Here is a 13,907-nt window from a genome sequence, read left to right as displayed (position 1 = left end):
TCAGGCGATCCTGTCCAGGATGATCGGGTTCGGCTCGAACGGGGTGTCGGCCGGGGCGATCAGGACGGAGCCGTTCAGGGCCTCCAGCGCGTACGGGAACTTCTCCGGGGTGTCGGTGTGCAGGGTCAGCAGCGGCTGGCCCGCGCGGACCTGGTCGCCGGGCTTGGCGTGGAGTTCGATGCCCGCGCCCGCCTGGACCGGGTCCTCCTTGCGGGCGCGGCCCGCGCCGAGGCGCCAGGCGGCGACGCCGACGGCGTACGCGTCGAGGGTGGTGAGCACCCCGTCCGCCGAGGCGTTGACGACGTGCTGCTCGCGGGCGACGGGCAGGGCGGCGTCCGGGTCGCCGCCCTGGGCGAGGATCATGCGCCGCCAGTGGTCCATGGCGGAGCCGTCGGCGAGGGCCCGCGCGGGGTCGGCGTCGGTCAGGCCCGCCGCGTCCAGCATCTCGCGGGCCAGGGCGAGGGTCAGTTCGACGACGTCGGCGGGGCCTCCACCGGCGAGGACCTCGACCGACTCGCGCACCTCAAGGGCGTTGCCCGCGGTCAGGCCGAGCGGGGTGGCCATGTCGGTGAGCAGGGCGACGGTCTTCACGCCGTGGTCGGTGCCGAGACCGACCATGGTGGAGGCGAGTTCGCGGGCGGCGGCGAGGTCCTTCATGAAGGCGCCGGAGCCGACCTTCACATCGAGGACGAGCGAGCCGGTGCCCTCCGCGATCTTCTTGGACATGATGCTGCTGGCGATCAGCGGGATCGCCTCGACGGTGCCGGTGACGTCGCGCAGCGCGTAGAGCTTCTTGTCCGCCGGGGCGAGGCCGTCGCCCGCCGCGCAGATGACGGAGCCGACGTCGGTCAGCACCGCCATCATCTCGTCGTTGGAGAGCGCGGCCCGCCAGCCGGGGATGGACTCCAGCTTGTCGAGGGTGCCGCCGGTGTGGCCGAGGCCGCGGCCTGAGAGCTGGGGCACGGCGGCGCCGCAGGCGGCGACCAGCGGGGCCAGGGGCAGCGTGATCTTGTCGCCGACGCCGCCCGTCGAGTGCTTGTCGGTGGTGACACGGGGCAGCGCGGAGAAGTCCATCCGCTCGCCGGAGGCGATCATCGCGGCGGTCCAGCGGGCGATCTCGGCGCGGTCCATGCCGTTGAGGAAGATCGCCATGGCGAGCGCGGACATCTGTTCGTGGGCCACCTCGCCGCGCGTGTAGGCGTCGATGACCCAGTCGATCTGGGCGTCGCTGAGGCGGCCGTTGTCGCGCTTGGCGCGAATGACGGAGATGGCGTCCATGGGCGGTGCGGGCCTTTCTTTACGTCCGTACGGCTGGCGTGCCGGTGCGCGTCGGGCCGCGCGCGGTGCCGTGGGGCGCGCGCTGCGGCTGCGACGTCTCACCCGCACAACGTCCGCGGGGAACCTAACGTTCGAGGTCGGCGGGGCCGAAAGCGTCGGGGAGCAGCTCGGCGAGCGGGCGGATACCGGAAGCGGTGTCCACGGCCAGCTCCGGGCCGCCGTGCTCCCACAGGAGCTGGCGGCAGCGGCCGCACGGCATGAGGACGGCGCCCCGCCGGTCGCAGCAGGTGAACGCGGTCAGCCTGCCGCCGCCTGTGGCGAACAGCGCGGAGATCAGACCGCATTCGGCGCACAGGGCGACGCCGTACGACGCGTTCTCCACATTGCAGCCGGTGACCGTGCGGCCGTCGTCGACGAGCGCGGCGGCGCCGACGGGGAATCCGGAGTACGGGGCGTACGCCCGGGACATGGCGTCCCGGGCCCGCACCCGCAGGGCCTCCCAGCCGTCCTCGCCCAGCGGGGCGGGGACGGCGCTCGGAGCGGTCACTTGCCTTGGCCCCTTCGGTAGGGCTTGTTGTTCGCCTTGGGCATCCGCAGCCGTTGTGCGGCCAGCGCCATGACGAGCAGGGTCACGATGTACGGCGTGGCGCCGACCAGCTCGTTGGGCACGGAGTCCGTCATGACGTACCAGATGACCAGAAGAACGGCCGAGACGGCGCTCAGCGCGGCCGCGATGTAGTGCTTCCGGGTCAGCCGCCACACGGCGAGCGCGAGCAGGCCCAGTGCGAGGAGCAGCATCAGGGCGTGCACGGTGGTGCCGCCGCTGCGCAGCTGGAGGGCGTCGGAGTAGCCGAACAGGCCCGCGCCCATGGCGAGGCCGCCGGGGCGCCAGTTGCCGAAGAGCATGGCGGCGAGGCCGATGTAGCCGCGGCCGCCGGTCTGGCCCTCGTTGTAGATGTGCGAGCGGACGAGGGCGAGGAAGACACCGCCGAGTCCGGCGAGCGCGCCGGAGGTGACGACGGCCGCGTACTTGTACAGGTACACGTTGACGCCGAGGGACTCGGCGGCGATCGGGTTCTCGCCGCAGGACCGCAGCCGCAGACCGAAGGAGGTCTTCCACAACACGAAGAAGGAGCCGACGAAGAGCACGATGGCCACGATGGTCAGCGCGGAGATGTCCGTGACCAGGCCGCCGAGGATGCCCGCGAGGTCCGAGACCAGGAACCAGTGGTGCTTTTCGAGGTCGGCGAGCCAGTCGGAGAGCCCTGGCACGGTGAACGACTGGATGTCGTCGACCTGCGGGGACTGCTTGGGGCTGCCGCCCTTGTCGGCGAGCGGTTCGAACCAGCGCTTGGCGAGGTAGGTGGTGGCGCCGAGGGCCAGGATGTTGATGGCCACACCGGAGATGATGTGGTCCACCCCGAACGTGACCGTCGCGACGGCGTGCACGAGGCCGCCGAGCGCGCCGCCGAGGACACCGGCGAGGACACCGACCCAGGGGCTGGACTGGTAGCCCGCCCAGGCACCGAAGAAGGTGCCGAGGATCATCATGCCCTCAAGGCCGATGTTGACCACACCGGCCCGCTCGGCCCACAGCCCGCCGAGTCCGGCGAGACCGATCGGCACGGCCATGGAGAGACCGGCGGCGATCTGGCCGGAGGAGGTGATGTTGTGGAAGGCGGGGGTCTGCCCGGAGGCGACCTGGTCGATGATCTCCCGTACGACGGAGAGCGTGATCAGCGCTCCGGCGATGATCAGCAGCACCTTGGCGAAGGTGAGCCGCCCGCCGCCCGCGGTGCGCGAGGCACCCTTCGGCTCGCCGGGGGTCTTGGTGGTTACCGTGGCGCCGCTCACAGGGCCACCTCCTGCTTGGTGTTCTTACGGGCCTGGGCGGCGAGCTCGGCGCCCACCCGCTGCTGCTGGCGCTTGAGGCCGAAGCGGCGCACCAGTTCGTACGCGATGACGACGCACAGCACGATGACGCCCTGCATCACGCCGACGATCTCCTTGTCGTAGCCCTCGAATTCGAGGCGGTTGGCGCCTCGTTCGAGAAAGCCCCACAGCAGTGCGCCGAGCGCGATACCGACGGGGTTGTTGCGGCCGAGCAGCGCGACGGCGATGCCGGTGAAACCGATGCCCAGAGGGAAGTCGGAGGTGAACTGGTGGGTGTCGTTGAGCAGGGTCGGCATGCCGACGAGTCCGGCCATCGCGCCGGAGAGCACCATGCTGGTGACCACCATGCGCTTGACGTTCACGCCGCTGGCCTGCGCCGCCGACTCGGAGCGGCCCACGGCCCGCAGGTCGAAGCCGAAGCGGGTGCGGCCGAGCACGAACCAGAAGGCGATTCCGGCGAGCGCGGCGACCACGATGAAGCCCCAGATCGGGTCGAGGCCCGGGCCTGCGGGGATGGTGAAGAAGTGGCTGGACTCCGGGATCGGTTCGGTGGAGACGATGTTGGTCTGCTGGTCGAGGACCGCGAGCCTGTCGTCCACCAGCAGGTAGCTGATGAGCGCGGTGGCCAGCGAGTTCAGCATGATCGTGCTGATGACCTCGCTGACGCCCCGGTAGACCTTCAGCAGTCCGGCGATGGACGCCCACATGGCGCCGACCAGCATGGCGACGAGGATGATCAGCGGGATCTGGACCAGCCCGGGCAGTTCCATCGCGCCGCCGACGACGGCGGCGAAGAAGGCCGCCAGCCGGTACTGGCCGTCGACGCCGATGTTGAACAGGTTCATTCGGAAGCCGATGGCGACGGCGAGACCGGCGAGGTAGTACGTGGTGGCCTTGTTGAGGATGTAGACCTGGCTGTCGGACTTGAAGCCGTACTCGAACATCACGCCGAAGGCGGTGAACGGCTCCTTGCCGGTGGCGTACAGCACCAGCGCGGTGACGGCGAACGCCGCGATCAGGGCCAGCACCGGCGCGGCGACCGCCAGCAGCACCCGTTCCTTGTCGAACTTCTTCATCGGTCTCCCCCATCGCCCTGGGACCGCTCGTCGGCTTGCGCCCGCTGGTCGGCGACGGTCTCGTCGGGCGTGGTCCCGGGCGCTGCCCCGGTCCCGGTCTCGGGTGCGTCTTCCTCGGTCGCGGTGAGGTGGCCGGTGGCCGCGCCGGTCATCGCCGAGCCCAGTTCCTCCGGGGTGATGGTGGCGGGGTCGGCGTCGGCGACGAGGCGGCCCCGGTACATCACGCGGAGCGTGTCGGACAGGCCGATCAGCTCGTCCAGGTCGGCGGAGATCAGCAGCACGGCCAGGCCCTCGTGGCGTGCCTCGCGGATCTGGTCCCAGATCTGGGCCTGCGCGCCGACGTCCACACCGCGTGTGGGGTGCGAGGCGATCAGCAGCTTGGGCTGGTGGCTCATCTCGCGGCCGACGATCAGCTTCTGCTGGTTGCCGCCGGACAGTGAGGCCGCGGTCACCTCGATGCCGGGCGTACGGACGTCGTAGTCGGCCACGATCCGCTCGGTGTCGCGGCGCGCGGCCTTGATGTCGAGCAGCTGCCCCTTGCTGTTGGGGGCCTCGGTGACGTGTCCGAGGATGCGGTTCTCCCACAGCGGGGCTTCCAGCAGCAGCGCGTGCCGGTGCCGGTCCTCGGGGATGTAGCCGATGCCGCTCTCGCGCCGCTCGCGGGTGGGGGCGTGGGAGATGTCCACGTCGTCGAGGGTGATGACACCGGCGTCGGTGTGGCGCATCCCCATGATCGCTTCGACCAGCTCGGCCTGCCCGTTGCCCTCGACTCCGGCGATGCCGAGGACCTCGCCCTTGTGGATGGTGAGGTCGATGCCGTCGAGTACGGAGCGGTCCACGCCGTCGCCGTCGGTGGCCGTCAGCCGCAGTCCGCTCACGTCGAGCATCCGTACGTCGGTGACCGTGGACTCGCGGGTCTGCGGGGAGGGCAGCTCACTGCCGACCATCAGCTCGGCGAGCCGCTTGGCGGTGGTCTCGGCCGGGGTGACGGAGGCGACGGTCGTGCCGCGCCTGATGACGGTGATGTCGTCGGCGACGGAGAGGACCTCGCCCAGCTTGTGGGAGATGAAGATGACCGTCAGGCCCTCGGACTTCAGCTCGCGCAGGTTGTCGAAGAGCGCGTCCACCTCCTGCGGGACGAGGACCGCGGTCGGCTCGTCGAGGATGAGGATGCGGGCGCCCCGGTAGAGCACCTTGAGGATCTCCACCCGCTGCCGGTCGGCGACACCGAGGTCCTCGATCACCGCGTCGGGGCGTACGCCGAGCCCGTAGGCGTCGGAGATCTCCCGCACCCTGGCCCTGGCCCTGGCCCCGATGCCGTGCAGCTTCTCAGCGCCGAGGACGATGTTCTCCAGGACGGTGAGGTAGTCGGCGAGCATGAAGTGCTGGTGCACCATGCCGACCCCGCGCCCGATGGCGTCGGCCGGGGAGTGCAGCTCCACCTGCTCGCCGTCGATCGCGATGGTGCCCTCGTCGGGGCGCTGCATCCCGTAAAGGATCTTCATCAGCGTCGACTTGCCCGCGCCGTTCTCGCCGACGAGGGCGTGCACGGTGCCACGACGCACGCGGATGTCGATGTCGTGGTTGGCGACGACTCCGGGGAATCGCTTGGTGATTCCGTGGAGCTCTACGGCGACGGGGCTTCCGTCTGCGGGTGGCTCGCCCGTGGGGGCGCTGGCGGCTTTGATGGCGCACTCCTGAGGGATGGGGTGGTGGCCCGGGCACCGGGTCGTCAAGGCGGGCCTGGAGGAGGCGCGGTGCGTCCGGCTTCCTCCAGGCCCGTCGTCGTCCAGGCGTTGCTCAGTCCGGGCGGGCGGACCGCGCGGCTGGGCGCTGGTCAGTCCGAGTAGGTCGACTTCACCTTGATGTCGCCGGCCATGATCTTCTTCTTGGCCGCTTCGAGCTTCGGCTTGATGTCATCGATGAAGCCGCCGGAGTACGAGAGGGAGACGCCGCCCTGCTTGAGGTCGTAGGACTGGACGCCGCCGAGCGGCTTCTTGTCCTTCACGACGCTCTTGATGAAGTCGTAGACCGAGCCGTCGACGTTCTTCAGGACGGAGGTCAGGATCGACTTCTTGTACGGGGCCAGGCCCTTCTCGTAGTACTGGTCGCCGTCGACACCGATCGACCAGGTGCCCTTCTTCTTGGCGGTGGCCTCGATGGCGCCGGAGCCGGAGCCGCCGGCCGCCGAGTAGATCACGTCGATGTTCTTGTCGAGCATGCCCTCGGCCATGTCCTTGCCGCGGTCGGGGAGGCCGAAGCCGTCCGTGCTGCCCGGGGTGACCCACTGGACGTCCACGGTCGCCTTGGGGTTGGTCTCCTTGACGCCCTGGACGTACCCGGCCGCGAACTTCTTGATCAGCGCGCTGTTGGTGCCGCCGATGAAGCCGATCTTGCCGGTCTTGCTCTTCAGCGCCGCGGCGACACCGGCGAGGTAGGAGCCCTCGTGCTCGGCGGAGACGAGGCTGGTGACGTTCTTCGCCTCGACGACGGAGTCGACGATCGCGAAGTCGGTGTCCTTGAACTTCTTCGACGCCTTGGCGATCGCCGGTGTGTAGGCGTAGCCGACGCCGACGACCGGGTTGTAACCGGCCTCGGCGAGGTCGGCCAGCTTCTGGTAGCGGTCGGCCTCGGTGTCGGAGTTCTTGGCGGTCATCTCCTTGCCGCCGATGCCGAAGTCCTTCTTCGCGCGGTCGAAGCCCTTGGCCGCGGAGTCGTTGAAGGAGTGGTCACCCCGGCCGCCGACGTCGTACGCCAGGCCGATGCCCTTGTCCTTGTCTCCTTCTTCGGAACTGCTGCCACACGCGGTGGCGGAGAGGGCGAGAGCCGCGGTAGCGATGCCCGCGGCGGCGATCTTGGATACCCGGCGCACGAGGGTCCCCTTCACTCGAAGCGCCACGTCGGCGCTGATTCCGCCGCATCGTAACGCGCGTAGACCCGCAGAAAAGGGGGCTTGGCAAGCCGTTATCGGATCGTCGCGAACCCGTCTTGACCGTCTCCCTTACGGAAGGTTGCGATCCAGCAAAGCCGCGGCGGTGAACAGCTCCACTCCCACCTCGATGGCACCTTCGTCCACGTCGAAATCGCCACAATGCAGATCACGCCGGGTGGTGTCCCCGGCGCGGCGGACACCGAGCCTAGCCATCGCACCGGGCACCCGCTCCAGGTACCAGGAAAAATCCTCGCCACCGAGGCTCTGCTCGGTGTCCTCGATCGCGGACGCTCCGCGGCGCGCGATCATCGCCCGGCGCAGCAGCTCGGTGGCGACCGGCTCGTTGACGACCGGGGGCACCCCGCGGATGTAGTTGATCTCGAACTTGGCCCGGTGCAGCGTGGCGACCTCGTCGATCGCCGCGTGCACCAGGTCGGGGGCGGCGCGCCAGGCGGGCAGGTCGAGGCAGCGCAAGGTGCCGGACAGCTCGGCGTGCTGGGGGATGACGTTGCAGGCGTGGCCCGACTCGAAGCGGCCCCAGGTGAGGGCGAGACCGGAGCGGGCGTCCACGCGGCGGCCGAGCAGCGCGGGCACCTCGGTGACGACCTTGGCGGCGGCCGTCACCAGGTCGGTCGTCAGGTGCGGGCGGGCGGTGTGGCCTCCGGCGCCGCTGAGGGTGACCTCCAGCCGGTCGCAGGCGGAGGTGATCGGACCGGCGCGCAGGCCGACCCGTCCGACATCGACCCTGGGGTCGCAGTGCACGGCGACGATCCGGCCGACGCCCTCAAGGACGTGGTCCTCGACGGCGTCGGTGGCGCCGCCCGGCAGCACCTCCTCGGCGGGCTGGAAGATCAGCCGGACCGGGTGCGGCAGCCGCCCCTCCCGGTGCAGCCCGGCGAGCACGAGGCCCGCGCCGAGCACGGCGGTGGTGTGCACGTCGTGGCCGCAGGCGTGCGCGCGGTCCGGCACGGTCGAGCGGTACGCGACGGTCTTGGTGTCCGGGATGGGCAGAGCGTCGATGTCGGCGCGCAGCGCGAGAAGGGGCCGTCCGGCCTCGCTCGCGCCACCTGCCGCCATGGCCGGTCCGCGGCCGATGTCGCAGACCAGTCCGGTGCCCGTGGCGAGGACACGCGGGGTGAGCCCGGCTCTCTCCAGCCTGGCCTTGATGGCGGCGGTGGTCCGGAACTCACGGTTCCCCAACTCCGGGTGCATGTGCAAGTCCCGCCGGAAGGCGATGAGTTCGGCGCGCAGTCCGTCAGGGAGCGTGCCGGGCAGCTCGGCATCGGCGGTGACGCCGGGCAGTTCCCCGTCGGCGGGATCTTCGGGCTCGGTCTCGCGGGACCTGACATGGTTCACGCCGTGAAGCGTAAGACGGCGCATGGGGCAACTGCTCATCGATCAACAAAAGTTCAGCCCGTTAGGGGAAGAAAAAGTCGGCGCACGTCGCATGAGCCCATCCCCCGGCGGGTATGACTGCCGGTTGCGCCCACTCTGCCGCACGCACCCCCGCTCACCGTACGTGAGCGGGTCTGCGTCGCCCTGTCAGCGCGGCGGAGCCGAAGTGTGGGACAGCCGCTGCACGTCACGGGCGGAGCCGGTGACGCCGGAGAGGAAGCCCTGGGCGTTCGGCGACGCACCGGCGGTCAGCCAGGCGGGGTCGATGTCACAGACAGCGACCCTCACTCCGGTGCCGACGAGGGCCAGCGGAAGCGTGTGGACGACCGTGGAAGGAAAACTCAAGATCGTCCGCCCTATGGGACCGCGCCGGGCGATCAACTCCAGGGGGAGATCGGGGCGGACGATTTCCAGGCCCACCTCGACGCTGATCCGGTGCAGTTTGTCCGTGCTCTCCCTGCGGTGCGCGAAGTAGCGGGTGGCGCCGTGCGTACGGGTCAGCTCGGCGACGGCGGCCACGTAACGCTCCAGGTCGACCACGCCGGTCTCCACCAGCGAGGTGCCGACCAGGTCGGTCCCGCTCGTCAGCCGGGGCGGGCCGAACCGGGCCCGGGTCCAGGCGAATTCGTTGGCGGTGATGGTGATGCCGGGCGGCGGCTCGACCGGCATCGAGCTGAACACCTCGACGCGGCGCCGCTCGCCGGGCGTGAGCCGGCGGCGCGCGTTCGCCGAGACGGGCGCGAACACCAGATCACGCGCACCGCGGCCGCCCCGCCGGTGCCACCGCACCAGGCGCTCGCCGCGCGCCAGTTGGGAGATGAACTCCATGGTCGCCGTGCCGTCGTCCACGACCACGAGGTCACGAGCCCGGGCGAGGGTGAGCAGGAGCTGTACGTAGCGGGAGAACGGGTCGCCGATGACGATCCGCCGCGCCGCGCGCAGCAGCGGGGCGAGTCCGCCGATGGTGCGGACCGGCGCGCTGGCTCCTCCCCGTGCCTCCTCCCACCGCACCGTGACGCCCTCTCCCCTGGCCAGCTCCGCCATCCGGCGCAGCTGGCCACGGGTCATCGGGTCGTGCGGTGACAGCACGATGATGGTGAGGTCGGTGAGGCGAGCGGGACGGGCCGGTCCTGACGCCCCCGCGTCCGAGCCCATCCCGAGCGCGGCGGGCAGCCCGGCCGGGCCCGGCGCCCCCACGCCGGGCCCTGCCGCGGCGGCGGGCGCTTCCCCCGTGCCCGCCGTGCCCTGTGCCGCCGCCAGGCCGGGCCCGGCGGCCGCTTCCGACGCGCGCAGCGCGTCGATGTGGGCCCACTCCAGCACGTTCAGCAGCTGCACCGGGCTTTCCACGAACGCGAGCGTGCCCGCCGGTCGCGACTGGCTGACACCGCGCCGGGGCAGCACCCGGAAGCGGCCTGCGGTCGCGGCGTCACCGGAGGTCCGGGCCGCTTCCGGGACAGGGCCGACCGGCCCTGTGGTTGAGCTCACTGAGGTCTACCTCGCGCTCTCGGCGGTCTCGGTGGCGTATCGGGACCGCTCGGCCGACGGGAGTTGCCGGGGGCTGGGAGACGGCACGGTGGTGGCGTCCCGTCAGACAGCGACGGGCTCGCGGTCGCCGCCCTCGGCGACGACGCCGGTGACGCGGCGCAGCTTCTTCATCGGGCCCAGCTCGCTCTCGTAGACCTTCTTGACGCCGTCGCCCAGCGACTCCTCGATGGTGCGGATGTCGCGGACGAGACGCGTCAGGCCCTGCGGCTCCACCGAAGCGGCCTGGTCCGAGCCCCACATGGCGCGGTCCAGGGTGATGTGGCGCTCGACGAACGCGGCACCGAGGGCGACAGCGGCGAGGGTGGTCTGGAGACCGGTCTCGTGACCGGAGTAGCCGATCGGCACGTTCGGGTACTCGGCCTGGAGGGTGTTGATGACCCGCAGGTTCAGCTCCTCGGCCTTGGCCGGGTAGGTGCTGGTGGCGTGGCAGAGCAGGATGTTGTCGCTGCCGAGGACCTCGACGGCGTGCCGGATCTGCTTCGGCGTCGACATGCCCGTGGACAGGATGACCGTACGGCCGGTGGCGCGCAGGGCGCGCAGCAGCTCGTCGTCGGTCAGCGACGCGGAGGCCACCTTGTGCGCGGGCAGGTCGAACTTCTCCAGGAAGGCGACGGCCTCGGTGTCCCACGGGGAGGCGAACCAGTCGATGCCGCGCTTCTTGCAGTGCTCGTCGATCTGGCGGTACTCGTCCTCGCCGAACTCGACGCGGTGCCGGTAGTCGATGTACGTCATCCGGCCCCAGGGGGTGTCCCGCTCGATGTCCCACTGGTCGCGCGGGGTGCAGATCTCCGGGGTGCGCTTTTGGAACTTGACGGCGTCACAGCCGGCGTCGGCGGCGGCGTCGATCAGCTTGAACGCGTTCTCCAGCTCGCCGTTGTGGTTGATGCCGATCTCACCGGTGACGTAGACCGGCTGGCCGGGCCCCGCGGTCTTGGCGCCGAGGGTGCGGATGCGGGTGGGGCTCATGAAGACAGTTCCTTTCCAAGAATCCACGAGGCGATCTCGCGGATCGCGCCGTCTCCTCCGGGGGTGGAGGTGACCGCGCGTGCGGCGCCGCGCACGACGTCGTGCGCACCGGCGACCGCCACGGGCCAGCCGACAAGGCCGAAGCACGGGAGGTCGTTGACGTCGTTGCCGACATAGAGCACGCGCTCGGGCGCGATGCCCTGCTCCTCGCACCACTGCTTCAGTGCGAGGTCCTTGCGGTCGATGCCGTGGAGTACGGGAACCCGCAGCTTGCGGGCCCGTGCGGCGACGACCGGGTTCTGCTCCGTGGACAGGATCAGCAGCGGGAGTCCGGCGCGCCGCAGCGCGGCGATCCCGAGGCCGTCGCCGCGGTGCACGGCGACGAGTTCCCGTCCTTCGGAGTCGATCAGCACCCTGTCGTCCGTCTGGGTGCCGTCGAAGTCGATGACCACCGCGTCGATGTCGTCGCGGTGGGGAAGTGCGCCGGGCCGGGGACCGTCCAGCAGCGGCGCGAGGGCGCGGGCGCGCTCCAGGTCGTGCGGGTCGTCGATCTCCAGCACGCGGGCGGCGTCGGTGCGGACCAGGCTGGTGTGGCCGAAGAAGCGGTGCTTCTCGGTACGGAAGCCGTCGGCGCGCATGGCGTAGGCGGCGCCGGTCTCCAGCAGGTCCTGCGGCCGGTCCTGGCGGCGGGGGCGGTACGCCTTGTCGTGGTTGACGCCGAAACCGTCGCTCACGGCGGTCAGGGAGGGGCGGTCGCCGTCCTCAAAAGCCCCGGTGGCGGTCTGCTCGTCGTCGGCGTCGCGCCAGACGAAGCCGTGGAAGGCCGCCACGGTCAGCGCGCTGTCGGCGCCGCCTTCGACGACCGCGCCGGCGACGCCGTCGATGTCCTCGCGGGTGATGAAGGGGCTGGTGCACTGCACCAGCAGCACCACGTCCACGGTGGTGGCGTACCGCGCCTCGTGCGCGTCCATGGCGTGCAGCACGGCCGCCTCGCTGGTGGCGGTGTCGCCCGCGATGGCCGTGGGCCGCTGGACGACGTCGGCGCCCGCGCCGCGTGCGGCGGCGGCGATGCCCGGGTCGTCGGTGGACACCACGACGTCGGTGACCAGGCGGCTGGCGCGGCATTCGCGTACGGCGCGGGCCACCAGCGGCACGCCGCCGACGGCGGCGAGGTTCTTCGCGGGCACGCCCTTCGATCCGCCGCGCGCGGGGATCACGGCGAGGACCCTGCCCCGCGCGGGCTGGCCTCCTATGCGGCCCCCGGCCTGCTGGGGGGCGGCTGCCGGGGCGCTGGCGCGCCCGGCGGGCTCCGAGGTGGACATGGCGGCTCCTGAGTCGCGGCGCGTGGCGCCTTCGTGGATGGGAGTGGTGCCGGGCGCGGCCGGCCGGGTCTGGTCGGCGGCGGACTGGGTGCCCGGCTCAGGGCCGTTCCGGTGCGCGGGGCGGCCGCCGGAGGTGGTCACAGGTCCCCCATCCGGCGGATGACGGGCGCCACGCGCTGCACACCGTGCCGGTAGGCGCCGCGCGCCGCGTCCCGCATGGTGTCGCGGACGACCCGGCGCAGCCCGGAGACCTCTTCGGTGCCGTCGCTGACGCCGGGCCGGGGGCTGCCGTCGGGCTGGAAGCCGTAGCGGCCGAGGATGCGCGGCAGATATCCGGGGGCGGTGACGGCCGTGTAGTACGGGGTGACCGGCGGCAGCGCCGGTCCGGTGAGCAGGTCCTCGACCCGGTCGCGTACGGCGTCGAAGGCCCGCTCGTACGCGCCGTCGGCGGCGACCCCCTGGCGGGCGACCCACTCGGGGTCGGCCTTGGGCCGGTGGCCCGCGTCCAGCTCGTCCCAGGAGGCGAGGCAGCCGGAACCGAGGAAGTGGTGGTTGCCCAGCGGCTCGCGCACCCCGAGGTCGGTGAGCACGGCGGTGGGGATGCCCCGGTGCAGCGACTCCAGGGCGGCCGTCGAACTGACCGTCACCAGCAGATCCGCGCTGTCCAGTACCTCACCCATATGGCCGTAGCCGAGCCGGAAGTTCGGCGGCAGGGCGTCGCCGTAGCGGTCGGCGAGCTTCTGGTACGGCAGTTCCTCGATGTGCGTGGTGTGCTCGCCCGGCTTGCTGCGCAGCTTGACCAGCACCTCGCGGTCGGGGTGCTTGCGAGCGTGCTCGACGGCGCGGCGCAGCAGGTAGCTCCGGTCGGCCCGGTTGTCGGGGACGGACGGCTGGACGGCGAAGACGACGGTGCCGCCGGGGTGCGGGCGCCGGGTGCGCGCCGTCTCGTCGTAGGGCTCGCCGCCGAGGAAGGGCAGCGCGCATTCGGCGACGCTGCCGGGGTCGGCGCCGACGCCCCGGTAAACATCGCGGAACCGGTCGGCGTCGTGCCGGGAGTTGGCGAGCACGAGGTCGGCGCCGTTGCGCAGCAGCAGGCCGTCGGCGAGCTTCTCGTAGACGACGCCGACGTAGCCGGTGATGAGGACGGGGCGGTGCGGGGCGCCGCGCAGGGCGTGGCCGAGGCCGTGCAGCATCGCCTGGACGCCGCCGCCGACGCAGGAGAGGACGACCACGTCGTAGCGCTCGCGCTGGATGGCGCGGACGAACTCCACGCCCGTGACCTCGCGCAAGGAGTCGGCGCGTACGCCGACCTCGGTGAGCTGACGGGCCGTGGGAGTGGCGCGGCCGCGCAGCAGATAGCCGTCGAGCCTGTGGTCCGATACGACGCGGTGGGCGGTGAGCGCGCCCCACTTCCACCGGGTGTCGGAATCGGCGAGCACGGCCACTCGCAGCTGGGAATTGGTACGTGAGGGCACGTCACAGACGCTAGGAAGGCATTGC

Annotated in this window: 11 protein-coding genes; all 11 read right to left on the bottom strand. The window is 71.4% G+C overall.

All coding sequences use genetic code 11. The annotated features are described in order from the left end of the window. Positions 1 to 1,278, bottom strand: a complete 1,278-nt coding sequence (locus AC5P1B_RS32920) for a thymidine phosphorylase (protein ID WP_493891674.1) — start codon at positions 1,276 to 1,278, stop codon at positions 1 to 3. Between the two features lie 124 nt (positions 1,279 to 1,402). After that, positions 1,403 to 1,825, bottom strand: a complete 423-nt coding sequence (locus tag AC5P1B_RS32915) for a cytidine deaminase (protein WP_493891673.1) — start codon at positions 1,823 to 1,825, stop codon at positions 1,403 to 1,405. Beyond that, positions 1,822 to 3,132 carry an ABC transporter permease gene (locus tag AC5P1B_RS32910; protein WP_493891672.1) on the bottom strand — a complete coding sequence of 437 codons (1,311 nt, stop codon included), beginning with the start codon at positions 3,130 to 3,132 and terminating at the stop codon, positions 1,822 to 1,824. The genes AC5P1B_RS32915 and AC5P1B_RS32910 overlap by 4 nt, the downstream gene beginning before the upstream one ends. Further along, positions 3,129 to 4,247, bottom strand: coding sequence for an ABC transporter permease (locus AC5P1B_RS32905; protein WP_493891671.1), 1,119 nt, complete (start codon positions 4,245 to 4,247; stop codon positions 3,129 to 3,131). Before AC5P1B_RS32905 ends, AC5P1B_RS32910 begins: the two co-directional genes overlap by 4 nt. Beyond that, on the bottom strand, positions 4,244 to 5,935 hold the full coding sequence (locus tag AC5P1B_RS32900; protein WP_493891700.1) for an ABC transporter ATP-binding protein: 1,692 nt from the start codon (positions 5,933 to 5,935) through the stop codon (positions 4,244 to 4,246). Before AC5P1B_RS32900 ends, AC5P1B_RS32905 begins: the two co-directional genes overlap by 4 nt. Before the next feature lie 149 nt (positions 5,936 to 6,084). Next, positions 6,085 to 7,119: a BMP family lipoprotein gene (locus AC5P1B_RS32895; protein WP_493891670.1), complete on the bottom strand. Its 1,035-nt coding sequence runs from the start codon at positions 7,117 to 7,119 to the stop codon at positions 6,085 to 6,087. A 129-nt stretch (positions 7,120 to 7,248) separates the two neighbouring features. Beyond that, complete coding sequence (locus AC5P1B_RS32890; protein ID WP_493891669.1) at positions 7,249 to 8,535, bottom strand: amidohydrolase; 1,287 nt, start codon at positions 8,533 to 8,535, stop codon at positions 7,249 to 7,251. Between the two features lie 186 nt (positions 8,536 to 8,721). After that, complete coding sequence (locus AC5P1B_RS32885) at positions 8,722 to 9,975, bottom strand: hypothetical protein (RefSeq protein ID WP_493891699.1); 1,254 nt, start codon at positions 9,973 to 9,975, stop codon at positions 8,722 to 8,724. 186 nt (positions 9,976 to 10,161) lie between these two features. Continuing rightward, entirely contained in the window at positions 10,162 to 11,085 is a 924-nt protein-coding gene (locus AC5P1B_RS32880; protein ID WP_493891668.1) for an N-acetylneuraminate synthase family protein, read from the bottom strand. After that, positions 11,082 to 12,548 (bottom strand): cytidylyltransferase domain-containing protein, encoded by a 1,467-nt coding sequence (locus AC5P1B_RS32875; protein ID WP_493891667.1) that lies wholly within the window; start codon positions 12,546 to 12,548, stop codon positions 11,082 to 11,084. The genes AC5P1B_RS32880 and AC5P1B_RS32875 overlap by 4 nt, the downstream gene beginning before the upstream one ends. Continuing rightward, positions 12,545 to 13,882 carry a DUF6716 putative glycosyltransferase gene (locus tag AC5P1B_RS32870; protein WP_493891666.1) on the bottom strand — a complete coding sequence of 446 codons (1,338 nt, stop codon included), beginning with the start codon at positions 13,880 to 13,882 and terminating at the stop codon, positions 12,545 to 12,547. The genes AC5P1B_RS32875 and AC5P1B_RS32870 overlap by 4 nt, the downstream gene beginning before the upstream one ends. Between the last annotated feature and the right edge of the window lie 25 nt (positions 13,883 to 13,907).

This window comes from Streptomyces sp. A01 (assembly GCF_059026195.1).
This window is presented reverse-complemented; position numbering and strand designations above follow the sequence as displayed.

Bases quoted from the DNA above. Each gene is read 5' to 3' on its own strand.
- AC5P1B_RS32920 (WP_493891674.1), bottom strand. From the start codon at position 1,278: ATGGACGCCATCTCCGTCATTCGCGCCAAGCGCGACAACGGCCGCCTC.
- AC5P1B_RS32905 (WP_493891671.1), bottom strand. From the start codon at position 4,247: ATGAAGAAGTTCGACAAGGAACGGGTGCTGCTGGCGGTCGCCGCGCCG.
- AC5P1B_RS32880 (WP_493891668.1), bottom strand. From the start codon at position 11,085: ATGAGCCCCACCCGCATCCGCACCCTCGGCGCCAAGACCGCGGGGCCC.